The 15,373-nt window shown below is 41.0% G+C and carries 15 protein-coding genes; 2 read left to right on the top strand and 13 right to left on the bottom strand.

Translation table 11 applies throughout. The features are described from left to right. Positions 1-121: 121 nt before the first annotated feature. Complete coding sequence (locus KHB02_RS20945) at positions 122-2,197, bottom strand: sigma-54 interaction domain-containing protein (RefSeq protein WP_213144916.1); 2,076 nt, start codon at positions 2,195-2,197, stop codon at positions 122-124. Between the two features lie 169 nt (positions 2,198-2,366). Between KHB02_RS20945 and KHB02_RS20950 the strand changes: the two genes are divergently transcribed. Further along, positions 2,367-2,615 carry a DUF2627 domain-containing protein gene (locus KHB02_RS20950; protein WP_213144915.1) on the top strand — a complete coding sequence of 83 codons (249 nt, stop codon included), beginning with the start codon at positions 2,367-2,369 and terminating at the stop codon, positions 2,613-2,615. Positions 2,616-2,627: 12 nt separating this feature from the next. Here KHB02_RS20950 and KHB02_RS20955 read toward each other — a convergent pair whose 3' ends face one another. Continuing rightward, complete coding sequence (locus tag KHB02_RS20955; protein WP_213144914.1) at positions 2,628-3,356, bottom strand: glycerophosphodiester phosphodiesterase; 729 nt, start codon at positions 3,354-3,356, stop codon at positions 2,628-2,630. A 35-nt stretch (positions 3,357-3,391) separates the two neighbouring features. Here KHB02_RS20955 and KHB02_RS20960 point away from each other — a divergent pair, with 35 nt between their 5' ends. After that, entirely contained in the window at positions 3,392-3,532 is a 141-nt protein-coding gene (locus KHB02_RS20960) for a YycC family protein (protein ID WP_213144913.1), read from the top strand. A 57-nt stretch (positions 3,533-3,589) separates the two neighbouring features. Here KHB02_RS20960 and spo0A read toward each other — a convergent pair whose 3' ends face one another. The 11 genes from spo0A to nusB all read right to left on the bottom strand — a co-directional run bounded on the left by spo0A (position 3,590) and on the right by nusB (position 15,142). Next, positions 3,590-4,384, bottom strand: a complete 795-nt coding sequence (gene spo0A / locus KHB02_RS20965; RefSeq protein ID WP_213144912.1) for a sporulation transcription factor Spo0A — start codon at positions 4,382-4,384, stop codon at positions 3,590-3,592. Positions 4,385-4,655: 271 nt separating this feature from the next. Then, entirely contained in the window at positions 4,656-5,945 is a 1,290-nt protein-coding gene (spoIVB, locus tag KHB02_RS20970; protein ID WP_213144911.1) for a SpoIVB peptidase, read from the bottom strand. 122 nt (positions 5,946-6,067) lie between these two features. Further along, positions 6,068-7,756 carry a DNA repair protein RecN gene (gene recN, locus KHB02_RS20975; RefSeq protein WP_213144910.1) on the bottom strand — a complete coding sequence of 563 codons (1,689 nt, stop codon included), beginning with the start codon at positions 7,754-7,756 and terminating at the stop codon, positions 6,068-6,070. A gap of 16 nt (positions 7,757-7,772) precedes the next feature. Then, positions 7,773-8,222 (bottom strand): transcriptional regulator AhrC/ArgR, encoded by a 450-nt coding sequence (ahrC, locus tag KHB02_RS20980; RefSeq protein WP_213120243.1) that lies wholly within the window; start codon positions 8,220-8,222, stop codon positions 7,773-7,775. A 142-nt stretch (positions 8,223-8,364) separates the two neighbouring features. Continuing rightward, the gene (locus tag KHB02_RS20985) at positions 8,365-9,195 is read right to left on the bottom strand and encodes a TlyA family RNA methyltransferase (RefSeq protein ID WP_213144909.1); all 831 of its coding nucleotides are present in this window, start codon (positions 9,193-9,195) and stop codon (positions 8,365-8,367) included. Between the two features lie 3 nt (positions 9,196-9,198). Continuing rightward, positions 9,199-11,094: a 1-deoxy-D-xylulose-5-phosphate synthase gene (dxs, locus tag KHB02_RS20990; protein WP_213144908.1), complete on the bottom strand. Its 1,896-nt coding sequence runs from the start codon at positions 11,092-11,094 to the stop codon at positions 9,199-9,201. A gap of 158 nt (positions 11,095-11,252) precedes the next feature. Beyond that, positions 11,253-12,146: a polyprenyl synthetase family protein gene (locus KHB02_RS20995; protein ID WP_213144907.1), complete on the bottom strand. Its 894-nt coding sequence runs from the start codon at positions 12,144-12,146 to the stop codon at positions 11,253-11,255. 2 nt (positions 12,147-12,148) lie between these two features. Further along, positions 12,149-12,382, bottom strand: coding sequence for an exodeoxyribonuclease VII small subunit (locus tag KHB02_RS21000; protein WP_213144906.1), 234 nt, complete (start codon positions 12,380-12,382; stop codon positions 12,149-12,151). Continuing rightward, entirely contained in the window at positions 12,372-13,727 is a 1,356-nt protein-coding gene (gene xseA, locus KHB02_RS21005; protein WP_213144905.1) for an exodeoxyribonuclease VII large subunit, read from the bottom strand. The genes KHB02_RS21000 and xseA overlap by 11 nt, the downstream gene beginning before the upstream one ends. 123 nt (positions 13,728-13,850) lie before the next feature. Continuing rightward, on the bottom strand, positions 13,851-14,708 hold the full coding sequence (gene folD / locus KHB02_RS21010; RefSeq protein ID WP_213144904.1) for a bifunctional methylenetetrahydrofolate dehydrogenase/methenyltetrahydrofolate cyclohydrolase FolD: 858 nt from the start codon (positions 14,706-14,708) through the stop codon (positions 13,851-13,853). A 35-nt stretch (positions 14,709-14,743) separates the two neighbouring features. Next, positions 14,744-15,142 carry a transcription antitermination factor NusB gene (gene nusB, locus KHB02_RS21015; RefSeq protein ID WP_213144903.1) on the bottom strand — a complete coding sequence of 133 codons (399 nt, stop codon included), beginning with the start codon at positions 15,140-15,142 and terminating at the stop codon, positions 14,744-14,746. Positions 15,143-15,373: the final 231 nt, after the last annotated feature.

The following is a 15,373-nucleotide window of genomic DNA, read 5'->3' on the forward strand; positions in this document are numbered from 1 at the left end:
ACCCTTTCACCTTTCCTGCAACTCCATATATTTAACATGCAATAATCATGCCAAAGATCTTTTTATGAAAACGCTTTATTTAACAGAATGTAAACACGCAAAAAATTTCACACCTTGAAATTTATTGCATGCTATTATTTTCAAGATTGTATTTTTCTAGCTTATAATATAAGTTTCTCACTGAAAGCCCAAGAGCTTTGGCCGTTTGTGTTTTATTTCCGTTGAGGCGGGCCAATGTTTGCTGGATAATCTTTGCCTCATGCTTTTCTATCATTTCTGATAATGTGCCCTCCAAAGAGATGGAACCCTGTATCCGATCATCGGAATGATCATTATGTACCATATTACTTGTTAGTTGTGGCAAATGAGGCACATCAATAAGCGTTTCGGAATAGTTCATAAAAATAATCGCTCTGCCAAGTATATTCTCCAGTTCTCTGACATTCCCCGGCCAGTCATATTCCATCAAAAAATGTAAAGCAGCCTGCGTAATCCCTTCTACGTTCCGGCCGTAATCACGGTTAATTTTTTGAATCAGCCGTTCTGATAACGAGGGGATCTCCTCTTTCCGTTTTCTCAATGGGGGAATGTGGATAGGCATACGATTCAAACGGTAGTATAAGTCTTCCCTAAAGCTTCCCTTCGCAATACCCTTTTCTAAATTGACATTAGTGGCTGCAATGATTCGCACGTTGATAGTCATTGGTTTAGTTCCACCTACACGGATAATTTCATTTTCCTGCAGAACTCGGAGGAGCTTCGCCTGGGTATTGGCGGACAGCTCGCCTATTTCATCAAGAAAAATACTTCCGTTATTAGCTTCCTCAAACAGCCCTCGCTTTCCTCCCCTTATCGCTCCTGAAAACGCCCCCTCTTCATAGCCAAACAGTTCACTTTCAAGCAGAGATTCGGATATAGCTGCACAATTCACTCGGATAAACTTGTTATATTTTCGGTCGCTCGCATTATGGATCGCATGGGCAAACAATTCTTTACCTGTCCCTGATTCACCGCGCAGCAGAACTGTCGCAGGGGTTTTTGCTCCCAATTTGGCCTGCTCAATGGCAAGCATCATTTCATCCGATTTTCCGATAATGTCCTCAAATGTATATTTTGCTTCAAGTTTACGAATCAACTGCCTGGCCCTGTTCAATTCCCTGCTTAGCGATTTCATTTCTGACATATCATGGATGACCCCGACGCTGCCTTTCAATTTCCCGGTTACGATGATTGGCGCCACATTGACGATGACTTCCCGTTTGTGCGGTCCTACCCGCATTGGCACACCTCTTACAGCCCTTCTCGTTTGCAATACCTTCATGTGCATGCTTTCACCTTCAGAAATATCAGCTGTTGCAGGTTTTCCGATTACTTCCTCCTGCGTGAGGCCTGTTAATCTTGTGTAGGCGGGATTAATAAGGATTCCCCGGCCCTCTTCATCCACTACGGAAATGGCATCGTCACTAGAATGAATAATCGCTTGGAGCATCGTCTGAATCTCTTTTAAATCAGTGATTTCCTCAGCAAGCTTTACCACTTCGGTTATATCCTTAAAAACGGCGAGAGCACCGATTAAAGTTCCATTCTCCTCAACAATCGGAATCCTAGTTGTGATAATCTTGCGGCCATTCCCCAAGACCATCTCCTGATTTGTTTCGATTCTTCTAGTTTGCAAAATAATCGGCAGCCGGCTATGGGGGATGATTTCTGTGACATATTGACCGATTGTCTCCTCTTTGTCTACCCCCATCATTTCTTCGGCTCTTCTATTAAAAAGAATGATATATCCTTGATGGTCAATAACCACCATTCCATCATTGGTCGAATTAAAAATAAGCTCCTGAAGATAGGATTCATATTGATGCTTTTCAATTAGCTCTTCTTTTTCTTCCATTAATTTAGAGACAAGAAAGGCGACACTGCCTGGGATTAAAATCGTTTTTTGACTCTTTTCGTTTCGTAATTTTTGAAAAACGTTTTCATCGCCTGTTACTTCAATGATGATGTCAAGGTTTTCGGCTAAAAATGGCTGCCAATCCGTTCCGGTTTTGATTCCTTCCTTTTGGGCTAAAAGGATACCGGGGGCGTCTAAGTTCCGGTCAATTACGACAGAGACATTAAGCACTTCCGATTCTTTTAAAATTTTTAAAATGGCACTTCCGCCTTTTCCGGCCCCGACTATCATGATATTTTGCATGAAATCCGCCCCTATGTATCAAAGTACGCAAAATTTTTCTATTCTAGATTGATTATTATGCAATTTTTTTCAGATTAATTGTAAACCGTAATCCGCATCTTGACAAATTAAAACCATGTACTATTATTTTTATGTGATATGCTTAAATAAAAAGCGGAAGGATATTTTTATGAAGCGGATTATTGCCCTCATCATTTTAGTCATCCCTGGATTTTTGGCAGCGGTTGGAATTAAATTAATGCGTGACATGACCTTTGGGGTTCTGCAAGCACCCTTTCCGAAATTATGGCTTCAATTTATCGTCGGATTACTCTTACTTTTAGGCGGTTTAGGTTTTGTAGCAGGATTTATCCTTTATCGCGACCGTAAAAGAAATAAGGTACAAGCTCGATTTAAGGATACGAGGACCAAAAAATAAAAGAGGCCGTGGTCACGGCCTCTTTTCATATTGTTTTCGAACCCTTCTAGCCTTAACCGGGTTATCTGTGATAATTGCTGTACAATTCACATTAAACAAACGATGCATATCCGCCTCGCGATTAACCGTATACGGTCGTACAGCGATACCATTTTCCATTGTCATTTTGACAATTTGATCCGGTATTGTAGAATGCTTTGGATGAATTCCACTGGCCCTTATTGATTGCGAATAAATCCACGGCATGTATATGCTTTCGATAAAAAGCGGAGCTGTTTCAATTTCTGGCGCTAACCGATAACTGTTAACAATGCTATAATGGTTGAAGGAAGAAATGATAATCCGATCCGACAGATTATATTTTCTTACCATTTCTATCACCTTTTGTTCCATTCCTTCATATGGAATAAGACCATTTTTAAACTCAATATTGCATAAGAGCTTGTTTGTTTTCATCCATTCCAGAACTTCTTCCAAAGCTGGAATTGGTTCTTTTTTAAATCCTTTGTTATTGGCGTTAAATTTCCTGATTTCTTTGTATGAAAAGTCTTTCACAAAGCCATTCCCATTTGTAGTCCGATCAATTTTTTCATCATGAATAACAACGATTTCGCCATCACTTGTTAATTGGACATCAAGCTCTAACCCGTCAGCACCCGCTTTTTCAGCCGCCAGAAAGGAACTCATTGTATTTTCAGCATGCGTTGCGGAAAAACCGCGGTGAGCAAATATTTGTGTCATTTTTTCACTTCCTTAAACAGATTGGAGGGTCTTGTATGAAACCTTTACAAATATCACCTGAAACTGCAGTCAAACTGGCCGAAAAACTAAAAGTCCCACTAGAACAGATTATGCATATGCCACAACATATTCTCATTCAAAAATTAATAGAATTGGAAAAAGATAAAAAGAACTAGAAAAATTGCACAATAAAAAGCCTCAAAACTAATGAGGCTTTTTTATTATTATTCCTTTCAAGAAGCCTTATGCTCCAGACGCAGTTTATCAGCCACCATCGCAATGAATTCAGAATTGGTCGGCTTTGCCTTGGACATGCTGACCGTATAGCCAAATAGGGATGAAATGGAATCAATATTTCCGCGGCTCCACGCTACTTCAATGGCATGGCGGATGGCCCGTTCCACGCGGCTTGCGGTTGTATTATATTTTTTTGCAATATCAGGATATAACACTTTTGTAATCGAGCCGAGCAGTTCAATATCATTAAATACCATCGAAATGGCTTCGCGCAAATATAAGTACCCTTTAATGTGTGCAGGTACACCAATTTCATGGATAATGCTTGTAATGCTGGCATCGAGATTCTTTGGTTTTGCATCCGGCTGTGTTCGATAGGTGGAGGCGGAAACCTTCCGTGCGGAGAATGAGCTTCTGCTGCCGCTGACCTGACGAATGTGGCTGCCTAAATTCTCCATATCAAAAGGCTTTAGGATAAAATACGAGGCACCAAGCTCCACGGCTTTTTTCGTAACATCTTCCTGGCCAAAAGCTGTTAACATAATGACATTTGGCAATACTCCTTTTTTCAACTCGCGAAGGCGCTCCAGTACTGCCAGCCCGTCAAGATGAGGCATGATAATATCAAGAACAAGTACATCTGGGTCAATCGTATTTAACATATCCAGGCATTCCTGGCCATTATGGGCTACACCTGCCACTTCCATGTCATCTTGAGAAGAAATGTAATCCTCCAATAATCCTACAAGTTCTCTATTGTCATCCACGACACATACTTTTATCTTCTTCAACTCCGGTTCCTCCTCAACTAATCACAATACTCTATTTTGTAAATGTCAAAAATCCTCTAATTCTATTCTAAATTAGAAATTCGACAATGCAACAAAAAATCCTCTCATTTTTTTAATATTTCTTAAAATAGTGATAAAATCTTATCTTTTCTTAATTTTTCTCGTTAATTCGACTAAAAACGCCATTTTTCCAAATTATAACTAATTTTTGTCGAAAAATCTATACCAAAGAAAAAGCAAAATAGGAAAATTATCCTATTTTGCTTTTGATTTAACTTGCTTTATTTTTCGGCATTTCGTATATGTTAATTCCGGCTTCATTTAACATCCATTCAATGTGAACCCCGTAACCGGAGGTCGGATCATTCACAAACACATGGGTGACAGCGCCGATTAATTTTCCATCCTGAATTATTGGGCTGCCGCTCATTCCTTGGACGATTCCACCTGTTTTTTCAAGCAGTTTTGGATCGGTCACTTTGATGACCATGCCTTTTGTCGCCGGAAACTTTTGCGGAATTGTACTGACAATTTCTACGTTAAATTCTTCTACTTTGTCATCATTGACCACTGTCAAAATCTTAGCTGGCCCTTCTTTTACTTGATGAGATAAGGCAATTGGCAGTGGTTTATCTAATACTCCATTTTTTAATTCTTTGTTCAATTCGCCAAAAATTCCAAAAGGACTATTCTTTTTAATATTTCCTACAATTTCACGATCTGATGAGAAACGGGCCAGTTTTTCACCGGGGTCACCGTTGCTCCCCTTTTCAATGGAAGTCACCGTAGAGCGGACAATTTGTCCATCTTCTACGACAATTGGCTGCTTTGTATCCATATCCGAGATAACATGACCAAGCGCACCATATTTCTTCGATTGCGGGTGAATAAATGTCATCGTTCCGATGCCCGCAGCCGAATCCCTTATATACAAACCAAGTTTATAGCTGTTTTCTCCTTTATCCTTCAAAGGAGTCAATTTCGTTGTAAATTTACCGCTTTCACGGCTGATTGCCATTTCAAGCGGCTTTCCATCCTGCCCTGCACTTTGAACGAATGGCGCGACATCAGCCATTTTTTCAATCTTATTTCCATTAATTTCTGTAATGATATCGCCAATTTTTATTCCTGCAATTTCGCCTGGAGATTTCTTTCCGTTTTCAGTATTGACTAGGTGGTGACCAACCACTAATACGCCAACTGTATTTAATTTTACACCAATCGACTGTCCGCCAGGAATCACTCGAAAATCCTTTAAGACGTTTACATCGACCTTTTTAATGGGGATACCTGCAAATTCTAATAGCATTTCGTTCTTACCGTTTTCCGATGCTTTTAAAGCGACTGAATGGTTTTCCTGATCAAGTGTGATATTAGAATTGGGTGATTGGACCGAAGCTGAAACAAATGCAGCCTTTTTAAAGCTAAAATCCTGCCCCTCAAAAAGGGTAATATTCTTCGGAACACTTACATACTCACGCATAGGCTGAAAAAAAATAAGGCTGAATAATGAAACAAGGAGAATTCCACCAATTATTTTTCTAACGATTTCTAATTTCAAATCTTTTCACTCTCCTCGCTTCTTTTTCTGCAATTGAAATGGCTACATCTATAATTTTGCCTCCTTGACAACCATTTATAACTTTGTTCTATATAAAAAAGCTACCCAAGATGGATAGCTTTTCAAATTTTTTTATTTTCTTCTGCCATTTGCAATAATTCTTTCGCATGTTGCTTCGTTAACTCCGTAATTTCAGTCCCCGAAATCATGCGGCCAACCTCTTTTATTTTTTCTTGTTCATTTAGCGGCTTAACCGAAGTCGTCGTTCTTCCACCCTTAATCAGTTTCGATATATATAGGTGAGTATCCGCCATCGCTGCAACCTGCGGCAGGTGGGAAATACATAAAACCTGTGAATTTACTGATACTTTATAAATCTTTTCAGCAATCGCTTGGGCAACCCTTCCGCTTACACCCGTATCAACTTCATCAAAGATAATCGAAGTAACTCCCTGATGTTTGGAAAAAATACTTTTTAACGCCAGCATGATGCGTGATAGTTCCCCGCCGGAGGCAACTTTTGACAATGGCTTTAGCGGTTCGCCAGGGTTGGTGGAAATATAGAACTGAACATGGTCTATTCCTGTTTTTGAAAAATGCTGGGGCTCTGTTTCTATTCGTATTTCAAAAACAGTTTTTTCCATATACAATTCCTTCAGCTCTGTATGTATAAGACCAGTGAGGTTCTTAGCCCACTTTTGCCTAAGGGTGGATAATTCTTTTGCCTCAAGAATTAAATCCTTATTGATGGAAGCCAATTCTTTTTCCAATTCACTGATATGCGTTTCTTTATTCTGCAATGTTTCAATTTCTTCTTCTATTTTTGCGGCATATTCTAATATTTCCTTAATGCTTCTGCCGTATTTTCGTTTTAATTGGTTGATTTCATTCAGGCGGTCTTCGATTTCGTGTAATCTTTGCGGATCAAATTCCATGTCATCCATTTCATTTCTTAAGGAACGGGCCGCATCTTCCAGCTGATAATAGCAATTGGATACTAGTTCATATAATGCTTTATAGCTGCTATCAAGGGAACCGGCATCCTCGAGATGGCCCATGGCCATGCCAATCCAGTCAAGTCCTTTTTGCTCGCCGTTTAATGCGGAATAACTTAATTGAAAAGCCTCATAGACCTTCTCAAAATTCGCCAATTTCCTTTTTTCCTCAGTTAATTCTTCATCTTCATGGAGCTTTAAATCGGCTTTTTGAATTTCATTTAACTGAAAAAGAATCAAATCTAGACGATGGGCCATCTGCTGGTCGTTTTCACTTAACGCTTTAAGTTTCTGGCGCGTCTTCTCAAAGCGTGCAAAAATCTCCTGATACTCTTCTAAAGAAGCGGCGATTTCTTCTGCGCCAAATTGGTCGAGAAGCGGCAGATGCCTCGTTTCATCCATCAGTTCCTGATGTTCATGCTGACCATGGATATCAACAAGAGCGGAACCGATTTCCCTTAGTGTTGAAATGGTTACGAGCTTACCGTTTATACGGCAGACGCTTTTGCCAGAGCGGGAAATATCCCGCCGTAATATGACCATACCTTCCTCTATATCAATGCCAAATTCAAGCGCCTTTAAGTAGACCGGATGCTGAGGTTCGTCAATTTGAAACAAACCTTCGATTTCTGCCTTATCTTCGCCATGTCGGACAAATTCAGCCGACCCTCTACCTCCTGCTAGCAAATGAATGGCATCAATTATAATCGATTTTCCCGCGCCCGTTTCCCCCGTTAAAACAGTTAAACCTTTTTCAAAAGAAATTGTTAAGGCTTCGATAATCGCGAAATTTTTAATCGATAGTTCTGACAACAAGAGACTCTCCCCCAAATTAAAGCATATCTAAAAAACGCTTTGTAATAACCTCTGTATCCTCCGGTGTCCGGCAAATAATCAGCATCGTATCGTCACCGCAGATGGTTCCAAGAATTTCATCCCAATCAAGGTGATCAATCAGCGCGCCAATTGCCATTGCGTTGCCGGGAAGACACTTCATCACGAGCATATGGCCTGCCGAATCAATACGGACAAAGGCATCCATTAAAGCCCGTTTCAATTTTTGCTGCGGATTAAACCTTTGGTCCGCAGGCAGGCTGTATTTATAACGCCCGTCGCTTAACGGAACTTTAACCAAATGCAATTCTTTTATGTCACGAGATACTGTCGCCTGGGTTACGTTATAACCAGCACTTCTTAGTTCCTCGACTAACTCATCCTGCGTTTCAATATCATTTCCCGCAATAATTTCTCTTATTTTAATGTGACGTTGACCTTTATTCATTCTTCCACTCCTGTTTAAATACAAAATGAGCACTTCTACTCATATGTTAGCCCATTTTTGAGAACTTGTACATTTTTTCTTCATAAAAATACAGTAATATACAAAAGCCAAACAATAAAAGGATAGGCATTCGCCCATCCTTTTATTGTTGTTTTGTATGAAATTCTTTATGTGCTTCTTTGACTATTGTCTCCGGTTCTGCAGGCAGGGAGTTAACGCCTGCCTCCCGTTCCCCTACCCATTTAAGGTGAAGAAGAAATTCAATGTTTCCATCCCCGCCAGTAATCGGAGAGAAGGATAAATTGGCTGCCGTATATCCCTGGGTAATCGAAAAATCAATAATTTTGTCAATAACCTGCAAATGGACTTTTTCATCACGTACGATTCCTTTTTTGCCTACCTGTTCACGTCCCGCCTCAAACTGAGGTTTAATTAACGCAATTATGTCGCTGTCCGGGACTAAAAGTGTTTTTAGTACAGGCAAAATTAAGGTTAGAGATATAAAAGATACGTCGATTACAGCAAAATTGGGCATTTCCCCGCTTAAATCAGCAGGTGTGACATAACGGAAATTCGTCCTTTCCATCACTACCACCCGCTCATCTTGACGCAGCTTCCACGCCAGCTGATTATAACCGACATCCAAGGCATATGACTTCTTGGCGCCATTTTGCAGGGCACAATCAGTAAATCCCCCAGTTGATGCACCAATATCGATCAGAACCTTATCCGTGACACTTACATCAAAAACCTTGAGGGCTTTTTCAAGCTTTAGCCCGCCTCGGCTAACATATGGGAGCACATTTCCCTTTACGCTTAGTGAAATATCAATTTTTACTTTTTCACCAGGCTTATCAAGCCTCTCTTCATTTCCATAAACGAGCCCTGCCATAATAGCCCGTTTGGCTTTTTCACGGGTTTCAAATAAACCTTTTTCCACCAATAATACATCTAAACGCTCTTTATTTTTCATTGATTATGCCCTTTGTTGTTTTTTCCTGGCCAAAATGGAAACCCGTTTCACAACTTCTTCAGTTGTTAACCCGATTTCTTCAAGAAGGGAGCCGACATCCCCATGTTCAATAAACTGGTCAGGGATGCCCATTCTGTCAATTTGCGAATAATAATATCCCTTATCGTGTGCATATTCAAGGACCGAGCTGCCAAACCCGCCCTGTAAAACGGCCTCTTCAATGGTGAGTATAGGGATATTTTCGTCCAAGATGCCGCTTAGCATTTTTTCATCCATTGGTTTAATGAAACGAGCATTTACTACCTTTACTGAAACTCCTTGCTTTCCAAGAATTTCAGCCGCTTCCATGGCCATTGGAACTGTCGTGCCAAAAGTCAAAATAGCAGCATCATCGCCCTCTTTTAAAACCTCCCAGGACCCAATCGGAAGACTCTGCAATTCCTCGTCCATCGGAACTCCTAAACCATTGCCGCGTGGGAACCTCATGGCAATCGGGCCATCATCATAGGTCAATGCCGTATAAACCATGTGCTGGCCTTCGTTTTCGTCCTTTGGCATCATTAGCACTATATTTGGAACATGTCTTAGGAAGGCAATATCAAACACACCTTGATGGGTTTCGCCATCTGCACCGACTAGTCCCGCCCGGTCAATACCGATAAAAACATTTAAATTCTGCCGAGCAATATCATGGACCACTTGGTCATATGCCCGCTGCAGGAAGGTCGAGTAAATCGCCAAGAACGGCTTCATATTCTGGGTTGCCAAGCCTGCCGCAACAGTAGCCGCATGCTGTTCGGCAATTCCAACATCATACATTCGGTCTGGGAATTCCTTTGCAAAACCTTCAAGCTTTGAACCAACAGGCATGGCTGGAGTAATCGCGACAATCCTTTCATCGCTTCGTGCCATCCTGCGCACAGTTTCACTGACAAGACTGCTCCAGGCTGGTGGCTGCTTTTTATTTGGTTTAACAAAATCGCCGGTATCCATTTTATATGGGCCGGTTCCATGCCATGTCCCTGTTTTATCGGTCTCTGCCGGTTTAAAGCCTTTCCCCTTCTTTGTGATTACGTGAAGAAGTACAGGTCCTTCGGTCTTTTTGGCGTAGCTGAAATTTTCAAATAAATCTTCGAAATTATGGCCGTCAATCGGACCAAGATACGTAAATCCCAGCTCTTCAAAAAACATACCGGAAACCAGTAAATATTTTAGGCTGTCTTTAATGCGTTCCGCAGTAGCAGCCAATACTCCGCCGACTGCAGGCACCTTCTTCAAAAGGACTTCAAGCTCATCCTTGACCCATTGATATTTGCCCGCTGTCCGCAATTGGCTAAGGATGTTATGAAGCGCGCCGACATTCGGGGCAATGGACATCTCATTATCATTTAAAATAACGATCATATCCTTTTTTTCATGGCCGATGTGATTCAATGCCTCGAGTGCCATACCTCCTGTTAAGGCCCCATCGCCAATCACCGGTAAGACAAAGCTCTTTTCCTTTTTTAAGTCCCTTGCAATTGCCATTCCCATAGCCGCCGAAAGAGATGTAGAGCTATGTCCTGTCTCCCACACGTCATGCTCGCTTTCAATCCGTTTCGGAAAGCCGCATAAGCCCTTAAATTGTCTCAACGTATCAAATTCACAGGCTCTTCCGGTTAGAATTTTGTGGACATAGGATTGGTGACCGACATCCCAAAGAACTTTGTCCTTTGGGCTGTCAAAGCATTTATGTAAAGCAATGGTTAATTCAACAACCCCAAGATTTGGGCCGATATGCCCACCAGTGGCAGACAGCTTTTCAATCAAGAATTGGCGAATTTCTTGACTTAAAGCCTCCAATTCTTTATTGGACATCCCTTTTAAAAAGGATGGGTCTTTTATTGATAATAGATCCATTTATGGACCACTCACTTTCATACTTTTTCGTTCTAAGGTGTCTTTACAGATAATGATAAAATAGCCGCTAACACAATCGTGATAACGGCAGATTGACAACGTTTTCCACATGGAAACAATTATAACATACTTAATCTATTGCCTCAAATCACTGTTTTTCAATGGTTTCGGGAAGCGACCAAATCGGTAATTTCCATTAATAATGTCGTATTTAAACCGGTTTTCGCCAGATTTTCTTTGGCTCTATGAGTCTGCTCTCGGAGGGACGCCTTCGCGCCATCAAGAGATAGCAATTTTGGATAGGTGCTTTTTGAATTGGTTGTGTCACTTCCTACCGGTTTTCCGATTTCTTGCTCATTTCCAACTACATCCAAAATATCATCCTGAATTTGAAAGGCAAGTCCCAAGTGATGGGCGAATGCAGACAAACTCTCTATTTGACTTTGATTCGCTCCGGCAATCAATGCACCAGCTAAAACACTAAATCCTAACAGCTTTCCAGTTTTATGGATGTGAATATATTCAAGTTCCTGAAGGGTAAGGGATTTTCCTTCTCCCTCCATATCCGCTACCTGGCCGCCAACCATTCCTTCCGTGCCGGCTGCTTTAGCCATTTCCACGATTAGTTTTAGTCTTGTTTCAGCAGTAATAGAGTCATTTGGAATATTTCCAAGCACCTCAAAGCTGTAGGTTAACAGAGCATCCCCGGCCAGAGTTGCAACAGCATCACCGAAAACTTTATGGTTTGTCGGCTTTCCTCTTCTAAGATCATCATTATCCATGCTTGGCAAATCATCATGAATTAAAGAATAAGTGTGGATCATTTCAATCGCTGCTGCTGCAGAAAGCCCCTTTTTCGGATCCATTCCAAATGCATCTATTGTAGCAAAAACTAAGAGAGGTCGAATCCTCTTACCGCCTGCTTCAAGGGAATAGATCATAGATTCTTTTATTATCGCCGGTGCATCCAGCTTTCCAACCAGAGAACGAAGATTGCTTTCAAGCAGCTGCTTATATTGTTTTGCAAATGCCTCTAACTGTCCGGTTTCCAAATCTATTCCTCCTCAACTACGGAGAAATTCTCCGTACGTCCATCCTCCGTAATAATTTGCGTTAATTGTTCTTCAACACTTTTCAATTTATCGTGGCAAAGCTTAGATAACTCCATGCCCTCTTTATAATAAATAATCGCTTCCTCTAAAGGGACATCTCCTTCCTCAAGCTTCCCGACAAGCTGTTCGAGCTTGTTCATTGCCTCTTCAAAGGTTAACTTTTGTTCATTTGTCACTTTTATCCCTCTCCTTTATCTCTTCCACTTTACAGAATAGACTGCCATCAGTCAGCTGGATTTGGACCTGATCAGACACACTCACTTGATTGACGCTTTTAACAAGTCGGTTATCTTCTGTATAAGACAAGCTATAGCCCCGCTCCATAATTTTTAGAGGGCTAAGCGCCTGCAAGGTCGAAAGCATATGGTCAAAATCAGTTTGTTTTTTTGTCAGGATTTGCTTTAATGCCCGGTTCAATTCTTTATGGGTACGTTCGAAATGTTTTCCTGCTTCCTGCAATGCCTCACTTGGGTGGTTTCGCTCGAGTGATTTATCCAAATTAGTTAACTGCTCATTTTTTAATGAAAATAATCGCGATATGCCGCGCACAAGTCTTTCTGTCTCCTTATCAACCTGTTCAAGCTTTTGTTCATAAAGGCGCTGCGGATAACGAAAAGCATAAGATTTTTGGACGCGATTTAATCGTTCTTTCTCATAGCGGAATTTTTCCTGCATAGCGCGAATAAGTCGTGTTTGCCGCTGCAGGGTTCGATCCAGCAATTCCTCTATATGAGGAACAGCAAGTTCTGCGGCACCGGTCGGAGTAGGTGCCCTTAAATCAGCAACGAAATCAGCAATGGTAAAATCCGTTTCATGTCCAACAGCAGAGATGATCGGAATGGCTGATTGGTAGATGGCCCGAGCCACAAGTTCCTCGTTAAATGCCCAAAGCTCCTCAATCGAACCGCCGCCGCGGCCGACTATTAAAACATCAATGTCTTTATTATTGGCTTTTTCAATGGCCTTTGCAATAGAAGGAGCTGCGTTATCCCCCTGCACAAGGGCAGGAAACACCAGAATATTGACGATCGGAAATCGCCTTTTAATCGTTGTGATAATATCACGGATGGCTGCACCAGTTGGTGAGGTTATGACGCCCACTGTTTTTGGAAACATAGGCAGTTCCTTTTTTCTCTCCGGTGCAAACAAGCCTTCTGCTTCAAGCCTTTGTTTTAATTGTTCATAAGCGAGAAATAATTCGCCAATTCCATCAGGCTGCATGTCTTTAATATAAATTTGATACTGTCCACTCGGTTCATAAACGGTGATGTCGCCTTTGACAATCACTTTCATCCCATTTTCCGGCTGAAATTTCATTGCCCTGGAGTGGCTTGAGAACATAACAGCTAGAATTCGCGCCTTATCGTCCTTTAGCGTAAAGTACATATGCCCGCTTGAATGCTGCTTAAAATTCGAAATTTCCCCGCGCACATGAAGATCCCTTAAATGCGGGTCGGCATCAAATTTTCTTTTTATGTATTTGGTTAAAGCATTCACAGATAAATATCTTTGTTCCTGCATAAGTTCTCCTTTTTAAGTCCACAAGATAAAAACTGTCCCTATCCATTATATAATCAGCCCCCCGGTTTGTCCGCAAAAAGAACATAAGGGCTAATCATCATAGATAAGGACAATTTCTTAGACTTATTTGCGGTTCATACTTTCCTTCGCAGACTGTAAGGTATTATACATAAGCATTGTGATCGTCATCGGACCCACACCCTTTGGAACAGGAGTTATGTATCCAGCTTTTTCACTAACTTCAGCAAATGCCACATCACCGCAAAGCTTTCCTGCCTCATTTCGGTTAATTCCAACATCAATAACCACTGCCCCCTCTTTAACATGTTCAGCAGTAATAAAGTTTGGAATTCCCACGGCTGCAACCAGAATATCTGCCTGTCTTGTTTGCTCGGCTAAATCCTTCGTTCTTGAATGGCAATAGGTGACAGTAGCGTGCTGATTAAGCAGTAATTGGCCAACCGGCTTCCCGACGATGTTGCTTCTGCCGACGACAACTGCATGTTTACCGGCAACAGAAATTCCATATTCTTCGAGCAATACCATAATTCCATATGGTGTACATGGCAAAAACGTTTTCTGTCCAGTCATCATTCGGCCTATATTAATGGGATGAAAGCCGTCGACATCTTTTAAAGGAGAAATTGTTTCGATGACTTTTGTCTCATCAATATGCTTTGGCAGTGGAAGCTGGACCAAAATGCCGTGGATCGCAGCATCATTATTCAGCTCTTCAATCTTTGCAAGAAGTTCCGCCTCTGATGTTTCTTCTGGCATTTCAATTAATAATGAGTTCATGCCAAGCTCTTTACATGTTTTCTCTTTATTGGTGACGTAAGTACGGGATGCATGATTATTGCCGACAAGGATAACCACTAAGCCCGGAGTTATCCCCTGACCTTTCAGACTTGAGACCTCTTGGGCAATTTCATGCTTTTTTTTGTCTGCGACTTCTTTTCCATTGATAATAACAGCTGTCATTTTCCTTTTCTCCCTTCCCTTTATCCATCCATTAGTTATTCCATAACAAGCTTTTGTTTTACTTTTGAAAGAATAGCATTAATAAACTTGCTTGATTGGTCATCTCCATATATTTTGGCAATCTCAATTGCTTCATCTAAAATCACATTTTCAGGGACATCAGGCTGCATAAATTTTAATTCATAGGCAGCTATTCTTAAAATATTTCTGTCAACTGCTGCCAAACGATCAATGGACCATTTTTCTAAGTTCTCAATGATTAGCTTGTCAATTTCTTCTTTATGCTCGACTACTCCGAGAACAAGCCGGGATAGATAATCGTCGCCTGCTTCCCCCTCTAATACGTGTTCGATAGCAGAGGATGGCTCGCTCTGTGAGACATCAATTTGAAAGAGTGCTTGTAAAGCCTTTTCTCTTGCAGTTCTTCTTTTCATTATACCGTTAACTCCTTTAGGGATTTTAAGTAATTTATGACTATTTTTCATCCATATTATAGTATTAAAATAATGTCGAAACCTTAGACATAAATTGATAATAGCATAATTAAAATTGATTCGCACTTTGAAATCGATTTCTCTGGATAAATGTAAACTCGCCGATTGGCGAGTCCGATAGGACGAAGACAGAGGCGTAGTTGAATTTATGCGTTAAGAAAGTATAAAGCT

The organism is Neobacillus citreus (genome assembly GCF_018343545.2).
In the GTDB taxonomy this organism is placed as follows: domain Bacteria; phylum Bacillota; class Bacilli; order Bacillales; family Cytobacillaceae; genus Neobacillus; species Neobacillus citreus.